This is a genomic window from Ruegeria arenilitoris, from assembly GCF_013035425.1.
In the GTDB taxonomy this organism is placed as follows: domain Bacteria; phylum Pseudomonadota; class Alphaproteobacteria; order Rhodobacterales; family Rhodobacteraceae; genus Ruegeria; species Ruegeria arenilitoris_A.
In genome coordinates this window covers 322,850-337,860 of the sequence record NZ_WQHX01000003.1, presented here as the reverse complement: position 1 = coordinate 337,860, position 15,011 = coordinate 322,850, and the positions used below count along the sequence as shown (strand labels likewise).

Here is a 15,011-nt window from a genome sequence, read left to right as displayed (position 1 = left end):
CCAAAGCTAACCTCACCTGCGATTCCTTCCAATCCGTATGACGTCGTGTCGGAGGATTGCAACGTAACGTTTTTTAAATCAGACGGTTAAGTGATCACGAAAACAGTCTTGTCGATGACAATACCGTGGGATTCGGCTTGATTGCGGAGCAACGCACGCCTTATTCGAGTTACGTATCCGAGCACTCTAGTCTGCAAAGGAAAATGATCATGCCCCGCGCCTTTTCAGAACTGACATTCACGCCTTCTGTCCGCGCCCATCAAGAGCGCATGGGATCGGCGGAAACTTATAGCAAATTCTTGGAAACTGGCCCGCAACAGGGTCATGAAATCGGTCCGGCAGAGCAGGCGTTTATTCAGGCCCGGGATGGGTTCTATCAAGCCACCGTATCAGAAACTGGCTGGCCGTATGTTCAGTTTCGTGGCGGACCGGTTGGTTTTCTAAGAGTCCTGGATTCAAAAACGCTCGGCTACGCAGATTTCTCTGGGAACAGACAATATATTTCACGCGGCAATTTGGACGGCAATGACCGCGTTGCCCTGATCCTAATGGATTATGCCAACAAAAAGCGGCTCAAGGTTTTAGGGCGCATGACATTTACAGAAGGTCCTGGCGCTGCCGCCTCCCTTTACCCAAATGAGGCAGAGGCTAAAGCGGAACGTTCGGCTATCATCCATGTAGAAGCCTTAGACTGGAACTGTCCGCGCCATATCACACCGCGCTTTACCGAGGCCGAACTGCGCCCGCACTTGAACGAGTTAGGTAAGCAATTGGCCCAACTTCAGTCAGAGAATGAAAAGTTGAAGGCTGAGCTCGCAGAGCTGAAGGGCCCGAACGACATTTAAGTTACAAAAATATGCCATTGACCCTTGACCTTCCCGTCACTGGAAGCCCCATTTGAGGCAAAAACCTAGTGTCAGGACGACTCGGATGGTTGATCAAAACCAAACTCAATTGAAAGTTTCAGGGATGAGCTGCGCGTCGTGCGTTGCGCGTGTGGAAACAGCGCTATGTAACGCTCCCGGTGTAAAGGCGGCGTCTGTAAATTTTGCCAATGGAGTCGCGCAGGTCACATACGATGGAGCATTCTCGGCTATCACGAATGCTTTGGATGAAGCCGGTTATCCCGCGAAGTCACAGAAAATCGATTTAAAAATCGATGGTATGAGCTGTGCGTCATGCGTTGGTCGGCTCGAAAACGCTCTGAAAGACAGACCCGGAGTTTTGAGCGCCAGTGTGAACCTGGCCACTCAGCGTGCAACTGTGACCTTTGTTGAAGGAGCCTGTGACCCAGCATCTTTGGTGCGGGTCGTTAAGGAAACCGGGTATTCAGCGTATCAAGCGCAGGACGTCAAACCAGATCAAGGTTTTGATACGCAATCGGATGAAATACAAACGCTAACTAGGACCACGGTGATTGCCGCAGCGCTTGCTTTGCCGGTCTTCGTATTGGAAATGGGTGGCCATATGGTCCCCGCCTTTCATCATTGGATTCAAGCCACGATTGGCGCCCAAAACAGCCATCTGATCCAGTTTGCCTTGACATCCGTGCTGATGACCGGTCCCGGGCATGTGTTTTTTGCCAAGGGTTTACCCTCATTGTTGCGCGGCACACCTGACATGAATGCGCTGGTCGCATTAGGTACCGGAGCAGCCTATCTATATTCGATAGTCGCGACTTTCTTGCCGCAAGCTCTGCCGAAAGGCACTGCTAATGTTTACTTCGAAGCTGCCGCGGTAATCATTGTTCTGATCCTGCTTGGACGACTGATGGAAGCCCGAGCCAAAGGAAAAACCGGTGCCGCAATCCGAAAGCTGGTTGGCCTTCAACCGAACACTGCCCGTGTTCTTCAGGACGGTTTATGGGTGGATAAACCCATTGAAAAGGTGGCAGAGAACGATGAGTTGATTATCCGCCCCGGCGAACGAGTTCCCGTCGACGGAGAGGTCTTGGACGGAAACTCTTACATCGACGAAAGCATGATTACGGGCGAACCAGTTCCCGTCGGGAAAACCGTCGGGGAACAAGTGGTTGGCGGGACAGTGAACGGTACTGGTGCGCTGCAAATTCGGGCCACGCGCGTTGGCCAAGACACAGTTTTGGCGCAAGTAATTCGTATGGTTGAACAGGCTCAGGGTGCCAAGCTGCCTATCCAAGGGCTGGTCGACAAAATCACGCATCGTTTCGTTCCCGTCGTAATTGCGGTTGCTGTTCTTACGGTCCTGGCATGGATGATACTTGGACCGACCCCTGCGTTACCGCTTGCGCTTGTTGCCGGAGTGTCGGTGTTAATCATCGCCTGTCCTTGCGCGATGGGTCTTGCGACGCCGACATCGATCATGGTCGGAACGGGGCGAGCAGCGGAATTGGGTGTCCTTTTTCGAAAGGGCGACGCACTACAGACCCTTCAGCAGGCCCAAGTAATTGCCATGGACAAAACCGGGACGCTGACGCTTGGCCGACCAGAACTTACCGAGTTTGTCGCTGCAGATGGTTTTGAACGAACACACGTGCTGCGGCTGGCCGCCGCGGTCGAAGCGCAATCCGAACATCCGGTCGCGAATGCTATCACTCGAGCTGCCCCAGCAGAGCTACCGGAAGTTACCGAGTTTCGCTCAATCACTGGGCAAGGCGTCAGTGCCCGCGTCGAAGGACAGTCTGTTTTGGTCGGATCCGGGCGCTTTATGGCGCAGAACGGGGTGGACCTAGCTGCTCTTAACCATGTCGCAGAGGTGCACTCCAAGACTGGTGCAACGCCACTATTTGTCGCAATTGACGGCAGCGCAGCTGCCGCTTTAGCGGTTTCAGACCCGATCAAACCCGGCACACCGGAGGCGTTGAAGGCACTGCGCGCAATGGGATTGAAGCTTGTAATGATTACCGGGGACAACACCCTGACAGCAAAAGCGTTGGCCCAAACTTTGGGAATCGATGATGTAACGGCCGAGGTTCTGCCAGGAGGTAAACAAAAAGCCATAGCAGAGCTGCAAGGCCGGTATGGAACAACGGCTTTTGTCGGAGACGGAATTAATGACGCGCCCGCATTAGCGGCCGCAGACATCGGTATTGCGATCGGCACAGGAACCGACGTAGCTATTGAAACCGCTGATGTAGTATTGATGTCCGGCGATTTGCGCGGGGTCGCAAATGCATTGGATATCAGTCATCGCACAATGCGAAATATTCGGCAAAATTTGGGGTGGGCATTTGGCTACAATATCCTGCTTATCCCAGTAGCCGCAGGTGTGTTGTACCCGTTTGGCGGACATTTGCTATCACCCGCATTGGCCGCTGGCGCCATGGCGCTGTCTAGTGTGTTCGTTGTTTCCAACTCCCTGCGTTTGCGCCGGGCGCAAGTTCAATTGCCGGAGCCTGATTCACCACTTGCAACGCAGGAGGTTACATCATGAACATCGGAGACGTATCGCAACTGACAGGATTGCCCGCAAAGACGATCAGGTACTACGAGGATATCGGACTGATCAAACCTTTGCGTGACGACAACGGCTATCGACGGTTCCGTAATCAGGATGTCCACAAGCTGAATTTTCTTGGGCGCGCTCGCGCGTTGGGCTTTACCATTGAAGATTGCCGGACCCTGCTGGCCCTTTACGAGGATGAAACCCGTGCCAGTGCAGATGTAAAGCGCATTGCCCGCCAGCATCTCGGACAGATCGAGGCCAAAATTACTGATCTCAATGCAATGCGTGACACGCTAAGCCACCTAATAGAGGCCTGCGCCGGCGACGACCGACCAGATTGCCCGATACTTCAAGATTTAGGAGGTAAACCCTGAAGCGGGGTTGCCCTTTGTACCACCGTTTGATTTGTCGGTTCCGGATTCCGCAATCGGGTTTTCTTAGTCAGGAAACCACTGCTCACTCGGAAGGATAATCAAGTGGCAAAAATCGCGTTCTTGGGCCTTGGGGTCATGGGTTATCCAATGGCCGGTCATCTGCAGGCGGTTGGCCATGAAGTTACCGTTTTCAACCGTACTTTGGCGAAGGCAGAGGCTTGGGTCGAACAGCACGGCGGCTCTGCGGCAGCCACACCAAAGGAAGCCGCACGCGGGGCAGAATTTGTCATTGCCTGCGTAGGAAATGACAACGATCTGCGCGTTGTTTGCGCCGGCGAGAATGGCGCTTCTCTGCCGCTGACAAAGCTGGTGGATCAGTTTTATAAGGATGTTCAAATGCTGGGGGGCGGACGCTGGGACACCTCGGCGCTGCTCAAACGTTTAAGGGCAATGGATTAGCACATGAATGGAACGGAAGATCATTGGGCGAAAGCCCTGCGGAGCCACTGGGGGCTTGACGCTCGGTTAACCCGTTTGGACGGGGAATATGACCTAAACTTTTTGGTACACGCCAAGAACGGTCAAGATTATGTGCTTAAAGTCATGCGCGTCGACTGCCAACCAGAATTGGTAGACCTACAAATCAAAGCGCTGGACCATTTGGCAACATCTGCACCGGGCCTACCATTTCCCAAGGTTTTTCCGTCACTAGACGGCTTAGAACTGCCGTCAATTGGGGATGAGCAAGGTCAACCGCGCCTTGTTTGGTTGCTCGAATATCTTTCAGGGCGTTGTTACGCTGACGCTAAACCTAAGACCACGGACCTGATCCTGAAACTCGGCCGGGTTTTGGGGGCAACGGATCGTGCTTTAGAACAATTTTCGCACAATGGTTTAAATAGATCGGATTTCAAATGGGATCTTGTACAAGCAAGCTGGATTAGGCGCAAATTGGATATAATAACCAACGCTGATCGACGCGAAATACTTCAAGACATTGTGCGGGACTTCACCAGAATATCCGGCCAGTTGAACCGCCTGCCGAAACAGGCCATTCACAACGACGCAAATGACTACAACATTCTGGTCCAAGGAGAGTTGAGCGAACGCCGCAGCGTCTCGGGTTTGATCGACCTGGGCGACATGTGCGCCGCACCACGTGTTTGCGAGCTGGCCATCGCCGGGGCATATGTGGTCCTTGACCATCCAAAACCGGAACGTGCTCTTGCCTCTCTGGTTCAAGGCTATCATGCAGCCAACCGCCTGTGCGCCGAGGAGATTGATCTGGTTTGGCCGCTACTACGGATGCGACTGGCTGTCTCGATTGTCAATTCAACATTGATGGCAGCTGAGCACCCGGATGATCCCTATGTAACGATCAGTCAGGCACCGGCGTGGCGCTTTCTCGAAAGCGACAATGTCAATGAGGGGCTTATGTCAGCCCGCCTTCGCGCAGCTTGCGGTTTACCTGTGGTCGACGGTGCAGAACGCATACTAGCCTATCTGAACGCGCATCGCGGACATTTTGCAAAGATGTTCGAAGTGGACTTGAACGAAGCTCCCATGGGGTCACTCTCGGTCGAAAACTCCACCTGGCCGCAAAATCCGTTTCATATGCCTTTGGATGAGGCAGCCCGTGTAGGTGAAGAGTTTGGTGAAGGTTTCTGGCTGGGCTATTACAATGAACCCCGATTAATTTATACCGAACCCGGATTTCGCAAGGGGCCATGGAAGGCCTCTGACCGTAGGACTGTTCATCTGGCTGTTGATGTTTTTGCACCGGCAGGTACCGTCTTGCACGCACCGGTCAGTGGGCGCGTCGAAGCTGTTGAGAACCGGACGGCACATTTGGACTATGGCGGCGTTGTGATCCTGCACCATGAAACGCCAGAAGGTGATCCATTCTATACACTTTACGGTCATTTGGACTCCGAAGCTTGCGCGCGCCTGAAGCCAGGTGATCCTGTTGCGCAAGGCGCAGCATTTGCACGCTTGGGCAATCCCTCCCAAAACGGCGGCTGGGCGCCGCACGTTCATTTCCAGCTCGCCCTGACAACGGATGGTATGCAAACCGATTGGCCCGGTGTGGGTGATCCGGACGAGTTGGATCTGTGGCACGCCGTTTGCCCCAACCCGGCTGCCCTGTTGAACTTGTCAGACGAGAAGGTTTTTTACCGCCCGACCGACAAGTTGTCCGTTCTTCAGAATCGGCAAGCACATTTCGGCGGCAACCTGTCTTTGACTTACGACGACCCTGTAATGCTGGTTCGCGGTTGGAAACATCACCTTTTCGACGAGTGGGGGCGACCATATCTGGACGCTTACAATAACGTTCCGCATGTTGGACACGCGCATCCCCGCATTCAATTGGTCGCGGCGGATCAGCTGAAAAGGATGAATTCAAACACCCGATATCTGCATCCTGCGCAAACCGCATTTGCCGAAAAACTGCTTTCAAAACTGCCGGATCAATTCGAAGTCTGTTATTTCGTCAATTCCGGTTCTGAGGCGAACGAGCTGGCTCTGCGACTGGCACGAGCACATACCGGCGCCAAAGGAATTGTTACGCCTGACCATGGATATCATGGCAACACCAATGCTGCGGTCGCGATATCGGCTTACAAGTTCAACAAACCCCGCGGAGTAGGAAAGGCCAACTGGGTAGAGCTCGTCGAAGTGGCCGACGACTATCGCGGCTCGTTCCGCCGCGACGATCCCGTACGTGCCGCCAAGTTCGCGGATTTGGTAGACCCTGCAATTGCATCCCTTAAACAGAAGGGACACGGGCTGTCAGCATTTATTGCTGAAACTTTCCCTTCAGTTGGGGGCCAGATCATTCCTCCCTCTGGTTATCTGTCTGCAGTATACGAAAAAGTCCGAGTTGCTGGCGGTGTTTGCATAGCCGACGAAGTTCAGACCGGGTTGGGACGACTGGGAGAGTTTTACTTTGGCTTTGAACATCAACAGGCGCTGCCGGATGTCGTGGTGATGGGTAAGCCTATCGGCAACGGCCACCCTTTAGGAGTCGTGGTCACGACCCGTGAAATCGCCGAAAGCTTTGACAATGGTATTGAGTTCTTTTCCACATTTGGTGGATCAACGTTGTCGTGCCGTATCGGAAAGGAAGTTCTGGACATCGTCGATGACGAAGGACTGCAGGAAAACGCCAGCTTAATGGGGGCTCGACTGAAGGACGGGCTAATCAATTTGCAAGATGGGTTCTCGCAGATCGGTGATGTTCGCGGTATGGGTCTGTTTCTGGGGGTTGAACTAGTCAACCTTGATGGAACCGAGGGGACCGAGATTTGTGGCTATGTAAAAAACCGTATGCGCGACCATCGAATTTTGATCGGAAGCGAGGGACCAAAGGACAATATTCTCAAAATTCGCCCGCCTCTGACCATAGGAGCCGAAGACGTCGACATGATCCTTTGGGCCATGCGCAATGTGTTGTCTGAGATCGGAGACTATGTGCCAGCAGCTACCTGCGATCACGATCATCATCATGCTGGATGCAGTTGTTGCTAGAACGCAAATCCCCGGAGCGAGGGCCGGTGATTTTCCCTGTATTCCAATGTGCTGTGATTGACAAAGGTTTCTGGCCGATCTTCAATACCCGGAGCGTGGATGTTATTCACCGCAGCGCTATCCCAAATTCCTCGGCCAACGAGGAAAGAGCTGGAGAATAATCAAGCCGAACGACGAGGGACGCCATCGTCATGGCGTCCTCGCGTTCACCTTCTGCACCTGCCGCGATCATCGGAGCAAAACAATTTTCTTCTGCGCCTAGACATCCGCATTCCGTACCATGCTGAACGAAAGTTCTTCGGCCATGTTGGGCACACAACGGTAACATATGGTCCAAGGTCGAAATCGCGGCACGCCCTCGACTGGTACTTAACGCGATGGCGAAATCTCTTACTGCATTTGCACAGCTCTTAGCGCATTGGCTCCAAAGGCGCAGATACAGGACAGCTCCAGCCTCGATAGGCGTCAAATCTGACAGTCGACCAACAACGGTACCACCGCAGGAGAATTTAGCGCTCACTTTGTAAGGATCAGTTTGCCCGCGCGCGTTATGCGCAAGGTATAAAGCTGTTCGCCTAACTCGATATGGGCCAATTTGCCGCCATTGGTCAATTCTTCGGCTTTGTGGGCTGGCAGCATTGAGACAGCGTAACTTTTTGAAGGGTTTGGGTTTTGCGCGTTCATGGGTGACATCTCCGGATGCATGGTTGGCGAAACGCCGAGTCCAATCTTTTTCCCGATCTGGCTAACCCTGAACTGGGCTGGCTAATTGCTCATGATTTATTTCTGATAAAAACAGTAAGATATGTCAAGAGCCCGATTTGTTAAATGTGAATTGCATGGTTGTAACCAGCTTGGTCAGCAAATAGTCAATTTGAGGCTGGTTGTTACAAGGGGGTTTTCTATGTCCGCGCGGGTGGTTTTCGATCTTGATGGAACGCTGGTCGACAGCGTTGCTGACCTAACCGCCGCAGTGAATCAAATGTTGACCGACGAAGGTGTTGATCCCTTGCCGCTGGCAACGGTAAAGCGGTTTGTAGGAAATGGATTACCTAAACTGGTCGAACGCGTTATGGTCCACCGGGGATTACCCAGTCAAAAACATCCCGAACTCAGCCGAGCTACGTTAACCCATTACAATGCGGCACCGACTCAAAGAACAACAGTTTATCCCGGTGTTACAAAAGCCCTAAGCAGATTGGGCAATATGGGCTGTGCCTTGGGTGTCTGCACCAACAAACCCGAAGCGCCGGCGCGTCACATACTTGAAGCGTTGGAACTGTTACCGCATTTTGACTCGGTGGTTGGCGGAGATACAGTGAACAAGTGCAAACCTGATCCGGAACATCTAAACGCCTGCTTCAAAGCGATGCCAAATATTGGCCCGAGTATCTTTGTGGGCGATAGTGAAGTGGACGCCGAAACCGCAAAACGGGCCGATGTGCCCTTTCTTCTTTTCACAGAAGGATACCGTAAGTCCTCAATTGCGGAGCTACCACATCTGTTGGCCTTTGATCATTATGCGGACATGCCGGATTTGTTGTCACAGATCATAAAAGAAGGAAACTTTAACCCGTAACTTCAATGTATAAGAGGGGCCGGCCAAGGGGGTTTAGAACCAGCCCCTCATCGGGGAAATCCAGTGAAAGTGGTTAAGCCCACCGGGATTCTTCGATATCTAAGTCATTACTACACCAAAGCGATTTTCGAAATTAGGGAATTCCCGTAGAGGTAGTTTTTGTTTGACCCTGATATAAGGAAGTGCGGTCGAACGAACGTTATGTATCGACACATCCGGCTATTTTCCGAAAGTGCCCGTTTAACCGCGAGAGCAGTGCGAAAGTGATATTTCAGTTATGTTGGTTGCAGGTTCCAACCTGATCCAACAATTGACCAAACCCCTGAACCGGCTCAAAGATTTCCAACATTTGCATCGCTTGAAACACCATCGCCTGGTTCGAACAGATCACCGGTTTTCCCAACTCTTGTTCAAGTTGGGACAGCACTTCGACGCTCCGCATGTCAGTGCATGACATAACGACGGCATCGGCTTCAGGGTGATCAGCCCGCAACCCTAACTCAAGTACGCGGCTTGTTCCAAGAGCGCCCTGCCCCTCATTGTCCAAGGTCTCGTCAACTTCGGAACGGGCTACGGTCCGGATTCCTGCTTCGTCAAGGAATTTCACGGCCATATCATTGATTGCCTTTACATACGGCGATGCGAATCCGATACGCCGCGTACCTAGCGTTTTCAGGGCATTCACCAGTGCGCCAGCAGCTGTCACCGTTTTAGCCCCGCTGCTGGATCTGATCCGCTCCGCCAAGGCGCTGTCGAATTGCAACCCATGGGTCAAGGTCGCAGAGGTACAACCATAAATAACAACATCCGGTTTGACCCCCATCAAAAGCCGTAGTGGTTCATCCAGGTCAGCGGCTCCCAACCCGTGCATTTGTTTTTCATCCGGGATTTTATCCTCGTCGTAGCCGCCCATCCGACCAAAGTGTAGCGATACTCCCTCAGGGCACATCATCGCCATGTCCGGTTCAAGATTGGAGTTTGTAAACGGAACTAAAACGCCAAAACGCGCGCGGCCTCGTGAGCTTTTCATCGGGCGTGTTCCTTTTTGCATTGAGCAAGAATGGAAATGGCCGCTTCGTTGTCCTGTTTGGCCCCAATGGTCATTCGCAACGCATGGGGCAATCCGACGCCGCCTTGTGGCCTGACAAGGATGCCATTGCGTCTCAACGCAGCTTCCGCATTTTGCGCAGTTTCCGGATCGCCCATATCGATAAGGACAAAGTTTGTGAAACTCGGAAACAAGTCGAATCCAGCGTCCTTGAGTTTCGTGGTCGCCTCTTCGCGAAGTTGCGTTGTAATCTCGCAGGTTTCACGCATGTACTTTTCGTCTTGGACGGCTGCTATCGCCGCGGCCTGCGAGACGGCGCTTACATTGTTCGGATTCATGACCTTTCGCATTTCGGCTGCGACGGCAGGCGGAAACAGCCCCCACCCGACACGAAAACCGGCCATTCCATAAGCTTTAGAAAATGTACGTAAAATAACCGTATTTCCAGAATTCACCATATCGAAACATGATTCACCCAGGTGATCGGCAAACTCGCCATAGGCTTCATCGACAACCAACAAAATGTCTGGGCGCAGGCCAGCGCGTAATCGTTCCAACTCCCCACCGGATATCCGGGTTCCCGTTGGATTACCCGGATTCGCGACAAAAACGATACCTGTGTCTGCTACGACCGAGTCAAGAATAGCTTTGACGTTTACCGTCAAGAACGACTCTCTCGCGATGTCAAAACGGGCATTTGCCATTTGCGTTGCTGATCGAAAGAATGGGTAAGCATATTCAGGCGCCAATATAGAACGGTCGGGTCCTGCAAACACGCGCGCGATACAACCGATCAGGTCCAAGGACCCGTTGCCGCACAAAATATACTCTGCGTTGAGTTCATGATGCTGCGCCAATGCAAGCCGCAATTCCGTCCAATCAGGATCCGGGTAAAGCATTGACCTTGTCAAAACCGACGATGCTGCTTTGACCACTTTTGGGCTTGGTGGGCGCAGGCTTTCGTTCTGAGAAAGCGAGATCAACGTATGATCATCCCCAGCAGGGACTTTTACCAGAGTATATGGCGCCATGCGCGCGACGTGGGGCATAGGCTGGGTCATGGCGTATCACCATAGCTGGATTTGGCCGCATCTGCGCTGACAAGCCCGGCTTCGATATCCCAACTCAACGCGTTACGACACCTGTCTTGCGGCGCCCCATAACCCCCGCCCCCGGGAGTTTCGAAAACCAACGTTTCACCCGCCTTAACCCGCAATTCTCCTTTGCCGGGCAATTCTTCACCACTGCGGCCTATCCGAACACGTCCTGCGGCACCATCCTGACCGCCATACCGCCCTTTGGCCGGGTTCAGAATGCGCTCTACCGACAAAAACACCAGAAAGTCCTGATCAGACGACGCGCTAATTTCTATGTGTTGCCCCAAACCGCCACGAAAGCGGCCTGCGCCACCGGAATCCGGCCGAAATTCACGACGATGAAATAACACTGGCGCTACCGACTCGGTGGTTTCTATCTGGCTTCCCCAGACACCACTGGGAAATGCCGTCGCGGACAGTCCATCCAGTGTGGGTCTTGCCCCAGTACCGCCGTTAAAAACAAGCTCAAGCGCAAACTGCTTATCACCAAGGTCCGGGGCCTCGGGGACATTGCGCAACGGCAGATCATACATGCAGGACGCCCCCTCGGCAGGGACAAGTTCAGGCAACGCCTGTGACAAACATCCAAAAACAAGATCGGGCGTCATCTGACCCAGCGTATGCCGCATAGCAACAGGAGCAGGAGGCTGGGCATTCAGAATACAGCCCTTCGGGCCGGTCACTTGAAAGGGCGCAAGCGAACCTGCGTTGTTCGGGATATCCGGCCCGATGATGCAACGAAGTGCGAACACAGAATAAGCTGCAGCATAATTCAAAGGCACGTTGATACCCTTGTCTGAACACCCTGACGTACCGGAAAAATCAAGCAACAGGTGGTCCTTTGCAATCGTCAGAGAGGCATGCAATTCGATCTCGGCACCGTAACCGTCTACTTTGAGCACGTGTCTCCACGTGCCGCTTGGCAACTCCGAGATGGCTTCGATGGTACCACGGCGCGAAGTTTCGATGACGTAGTCAGACAACTCGTACAGATCCTTCAAACCAAACTCGACCATCATCTGGTGCAGCCGGGCTGCGCCAGCCTCGCAACAAGCTATCAGCGCGTATATATCTCCTTCGTTGGCAATCGGCTCGCGTGAGTTCGCCTTGACGATCTCAAGCAACAGATTGTTTACCTTGCCCTCATCCACCAATTTGCACGGCGGAATCAGCAGACCTTCGTCATAAATGTCCGAACCTTCCGGCCCCATGCCTAAACCACCCAGATCCACCAGATGCGATGTGCAAGAAGTAAAACCCACAACCTTGTCATCGAAAAATACAGGCATCATGAGCAAGAAATCGTTCAGATGTCCCGACGCGATCCATGGATCGTTCGTCATGTAAATATCGCCGGGTTTCATATCCTGAATCGGGAACCGGGTTCGCAATGTTTTGACCGCTTCGGCCATCGTGTTTATATGCCCTGGCGTCCCGGTCACGGCCTGCGCAACCATTCGACCGTGAAAGTCAAATATTCCGGCCGAAATATCACCACACTCTCGTACAATAGGGCTGAAGGCGGCACGGACCAACGCCTGTCCTTGTTCTTCCACAACGGCCAGCAACCGGTTCCACATCACCTGCAATCGCGTCTGCGAAGTTCTCATGTGCGTATCTCCTGGGTTCCCGTTAGCCAAATGTTTCCGACTGTATCTATCTGCGCCGTAAAATCCGCGCTAACAAAGGTGGTGGTTTGTGGTTCGACAATCAGCGCCGGACCCGAGACAATGTCGCCTGGCTTGAGTGCTGATCGTTCGAAAACACCGGCTTTGCACCAAACCCCGGAAATGTCGCAAAGGATATCGCGCGTTTCCCAAGCGTCGACAGGTTGACCTTCGATCATGTTGGTATGTTTTAAAGGCGCTGGAACCGGAGCGGAAACGGTAAGCCCCCAGTTTAACACCTCTATCGTCATACCCGGTACGATGCGCTTGAATTGCCCAATATATTCTGACTCAAAGTCGCTACGCAGATTTTCGAGGTCGTCAAAGGTCAGCGTCCTGTTTGGCAACTCGACCTCAATTTCGTGACCCTGACCGTGATACCGCATAAACGCCACCCGCCGGGTTCGCAAAGTTGCGTCCGGCGCGCCCGCGCGCACGACCTCTTCTGCTTCGTCATAAAGGTCCGCGAAGAAACTGTTCAGCTTAAATAAATCAAGCGAATCTATGGTTGTGTAAAAAGATCTGACGATTTCAAAGGAAACTGGCGCAAACAAAAATCCAACTGCGGACCCAACCCCGGGATCACGCGGTATCAAAATGCGCCTAACCTGCGATCGCCTTGCGACACGGGTCGCGTGCAACGGTCCGTTGCCACCAAACGCAATCATCAAACGAGCGCTCAGATCCTTGCCTGACTCTACTGCATGCATACGCCCAGCGCTTGCCATGTTCTCGTCTACGATCTCGCTGATCGCAAAAGCTGCGTCATCTGTTTCCATTGACAGCCTCGAACCTATATGGGCCGACACAGAGCGATCTGAGGCAGCGCGATCAACTTGCAGCCGTCCCTCAGCGAAACGATCCGGATCAATATAACCTTGAGATATATCTGCGTCGGTCACAGTTGGGTTAATGCCCCCTTTGCCAAAACCGGCCGGGCCCGGATCGGAGCCTGCGCTTTGCGGGCCGACGCAAAGCCGGTTCAGCCTGTCCAAACTGGCAATTGACCCACCACCTGCACCGATTTCTATCATTTCGATTACAGGAATTCGGACTGGCATCCCTGAACCCTTGATAAATCGTTCGGCGCGCGATATTTCGAATTTCCTCGCTGTTTGGGGGCGGAAATCATCAATTAGACAAAGCTTGGCGGTTGTGCCCCCCATATCGAAGGACAGGACTTTTCTCACGTCGACTTCTTCGGCAATTTGTGATGCAAGGATGGCCCCGCCCGCTGGCCCGGATTCAACCAAACGAATTGGCAGACGAGCCGCCGTTTCGACTGTTGTCATCCCTCCACCCGCAGTCATCATCAAAATTGGGCATTTCAAACCCTCAGCGGCAAAGCGCGCCTTAAAGTCAGCCAAATACTTGCCCATCAACGGCTGAATGTAGGCATTCGCAACAGTCGTGCAGAGCCGGTCGAATTCACGTGCCTCTGGGCTTACTTCGTGACTTAGTGAAACCACAAGGTCCGGCACGTTTTCAGTCAACAGCGCGCGCAATCGCAACTCTTGCGCAGGGTTTGCGTAAGAGTGCATGAGGCAAATGGCTACAGCCTTGCAATTCAATCTTTGCAGATCAGCGACCAGCCTTAACACTGCACCTTCGTCAAGTTGCGTCAGTTCCTTTCCATGGGCATCCACGCGTCCTCCGATTGTCAGTGCCCGAGTACGCGGCACAAGCAAATCTGGTTTGACCAAATTGATTGCGTATTGAGAGTAACGTCGCTCGTATCCAATCTCGAGGATGTCCCTGAAGCCCTCGGTCGTAACTGTGGCTACCCTTGCCCCGCGACGTTCAATTAGCGCGTTGGTTGCCAGCGTCGTGCCGTGGATCATACCGTTGATCTGGCTCCAATCACGACCTGCCTCTTTCAGAACCGAACGCGCACCTTCAATGGCACCCACGGCTGGCTGATCAGGTGTCGTCGGAGTTTTGGTTGTCGCCAAAATCTGCGAGGGTCCTTGAATTAGAACGGTGTCGGTGAACGTTCCACCGATATCGATTGCCAAACGCAATCCGGAATCATTGCTCATTAGAAAGACTGCTAGCTAAAACTGAAAAGCGGCTCAAAGACCGATTGCCCAACGGGTGTCTAAGCCGCCAGGTTAAGTAACAAGGTCGGATCCGGTATCCCGGCGCATCATTGGATGTTGAATAAAGATCATAACGGCCATGATCCTGTTACTTTTTCCGTAACAAGCATTGCACGAGATATGGTTGGATCGTCAACAAAATCCTTTACGCCACGGCGCAATCCGCGATTCGCGTGGAAAATCCGATGCTCCATCA

At 53.0% G+C, this 15,011-nt stretch carries 11 protein-coding genes and 1 pseudogene; 6 read left to right on the top strand and 6 right to left on the bottom strand.

Annotated features, from left to right (window positions below; translation table 11 throughout):
• Positions 1–209 precede the first annotated feature (209 nt).
• From GOV45_RS10695 to GOV45_RS10675, 5 genes and pseudogenes are all read left to right on the top strand, one after another.
• Positions 210–845, top strand: a complete 636-nt coding sequence (locus GOV45_RS10695) for a pyridoxamine 5'-phosphate oxidase family protein (RefSeq protein ID WP_170477178.1) — start codon at positions 210–212, stop codon at positions 843–845.
• An 85-nt stretch (positions 846–930) separates the two neighbouring features.
• Complete coding sequence (locus GOV45_RS10690) at positions 931–3,411, top strand: heavy metal translocating P-type ATPase (RefSeq protein WP_170477175.1); 2,481 nt, start codon at positions 931–933, stop codon at positions 3,409–3,411.
• Positions 3,408–3,797 carry a Cu(I)-responsive transcriptional regulator gene (cueR, locus tag GOV45_RS10685; RefSeq protein WP_170477172.1) on the top strand — a complete coding sequence of 130 codons (390 nt, stop codon included), beginning with the start codon at positions 3,408–3,410 and terminating at the stop codon, positions 3,795–3,797. The genes GOV45_RS10690 and cueR overlap by 4 nt, the downstream gene beginning before the upstream one ends.
• A gap of 102 nt (positions 3,798–3,899) precedes the next feature.
• Positions 3,900–4,145 (top strand): annotated as a pseudogene (locus tag GOV45_RS10680) (NAD(P)-binding domain-containing protein); the annotation flags it as partial.
• 114 nt (positions 4,146–4,259) lie between these two features.
• Positions 4,260–7,325, top strand: coding sequence for an aminotransferase class III-fold pyridoxal phosphate-dependent enzyme (locus GOV45_RS10675; protein ID WP_170477165.1), 3,066 nt, complete (start codon positions 4,260–4,262; stop codon positions 7,323–7,325).
• 106 nt (positions 7,326–7,431) lie between these two features.
• Here GOV45_RS10675 and GOV45_RS10670 read toward each other — a convergent pair whose 3' ends face one another.
• Both GOV45_RS10670 and hemP read right to left on the bottom strand, forming a co-directional pair.
• Complete coding sequence (locus GOV45_RS10670; protein WP_170477162.1) at positions 7,432–7,845, bottom strand: hypothetical protein; 414 nt, start codon at positions 7,843–7,845, stop codon at positions 7,432–7,434.
• On the bottom strand, positions 7,842–8,009 hold the full coding sequence (gene hemP, locus GOV45_RS10665) for a hemin uptake protein HemP (protein ID WP_170477159.1): 168 nt from the start codon (positions 8,007–8,009) through the stop codon (positions 7,842–7,844). The genes GOV45_RS10670 and hemP overlap by 4 nt, the downstream gene beginning before the upstream one ends.
• A gap of 220 nt (positions 8,010–8,229) precedes the next feature.
• Between hemP and gph the strand changes: the two genes are divergently transcribed.
• Positions 8,230–8,904: a phosphoglycolate phosphatase gene (gene gph / locus GOV45_RS10660; protein WP_170477156.1), complete on the top strand. Its 675-nt coding sequence runs from the start codon at positions 8,230–8,232 to the stop codon at positions 8,902–8,904.
• Positions 8,905–9,175: 271 nt separating this feature from the next.
• Here gph and GOV45_RS10655 read toward each other — a convergent pair whose 3' ends face one another.
• The 4 genes from GOV45_RS10655 to GOV45_RS10640 are packed head-to-tail and all read right to left on the bottom strand — an operon-like array spanning position 9,176 to position 14,755.
• On the bottom strand, positions 9,176–9,934 hold the full coding sequence (locus tag GOV45_RS10655; protein ID WP_170477153.1) for a maleate cis-trans isomerase family protein: 759 nt from the start codon (positions 9,932–9,934) through the stop codon (positions 9,176–9,178).
• Positions 9,931–11,013 carry a pyridoxal phosphate-dependent aminotransferase gene (locus GOV45_RS10650; RefSeq protein WP_217362453.1) on the bottom strand — a complete coding sequence of 361 codons (1,083 nt, stop codon included), beginning with the start codon at positions 11,011–11,013 and terminating at the stop codon, positions 9,931–9,933. The genes GOV45_RS10655 and GOV45_RS10650 overlap by 4 nt, the downstream gene beginning before the upstream one ends.
• Positions 11,010–12,659 carry a hydantoinase B/oxoprolinase family protein gene (locus tag GOV45_RS10645; protein ID WP_170477151.1) on the bottom strand — a complete coding sequence of 550 codons (1,650 nt, stop codon included), beginning with the start codon at positions 12,657–12,659 and terminating at the stop codon, positions 11,010–11,012. Before GOV45_RS10645 ends, GOV45_RS10650 begins: the two co-directional genes overlap by 4 nt.
• Complete coding sequence (locus GOV45_RS10640) at positions 12,656–14,755, bottom strand: hydantoinase/oxoprolinase family protein (protein ID WP_170477149.1); 2,100 nt, start codon at positions 14,753–14,755, stop codon at positions 12,656–12,658. The genes GOV45_RS10645 and GOV45_RS10640 overlap by 4 nt, the downstream gene beginning before the upstream one ends.
• Positions 14,756–15,011: the final 256 nt, after the last annotated feature.

Bases quoted from the DNA above. Each gene is read 5' to 3' on its own strand.
- GOV45_RS10695 (WP_170477178.1), top strand. From the start codon at position 210: ATGCCCCGCGCCTTTTCAGAACTGACATTCACGCCTTCTGTCCGCGCC.
- GOV45_RS10690 (WP_170477175.1), top strand. From the start codon at position 931: ATGGTTGATCAAAACCAAACTCAATTGAAAGTTTCAGGGATGAGCTGC.
- cueR (WP_170477172.1), top strand. From the start codon at position 3,408: ATGAACATCGGAGACGTATCGCAACTGACAGGATTGCCCGCAAAGACG.
- GOV45_RS10675 (WP_170477165.1), top strand. From the start codon at position 4,260: ATGAATGGAACGGAAGATCATTGGGCGAAAGCCCTGCGGAGCCACTGG.
- hemP (WP_170477159.1), bottom strand. From the start codon at position 8,009: ATGAACGCGCAAAACCCAAACCCTTCAAAAAGTTACGCTGTCTCAATG.
- gph (WP_170477156.1), top strand. From the start codon at position 8,230: ATGTCCGCGCGGGTGGTTTTCGATCTTGATGGAACGCTGGTCGACAGC.
- GOV45_RS10655 (WP_170477153.1), bottom strand. From the start codon at position 9,934: ATGAAAAGCTCACGAGGCCGCGCGCGTTTTGGCGTTTTAGTTCCGTTT.
- GOV45_RS10650 (WP_217362453.1), bottom strand. From the start codon at position 11,013: ATGACCCAGCCTATGCCCCACGTCGCGCGCATGGCGCCATATACTCTG.
- GOV45_RS10645 (WP_170477151.1), bottom strand. From the start codon at position 12,659: ATGAGAACTTCGCAGACGCGATTGCAGGTGATGTGGAACCGGTTGCTG.
- GOV45_RS10640 (WP_170477149.1), bottom strand. From the start codon at position 14,755: ATGAGCAATGATTCCGGATTGCGTTTGGCAATCGATATCGGTGGAACG.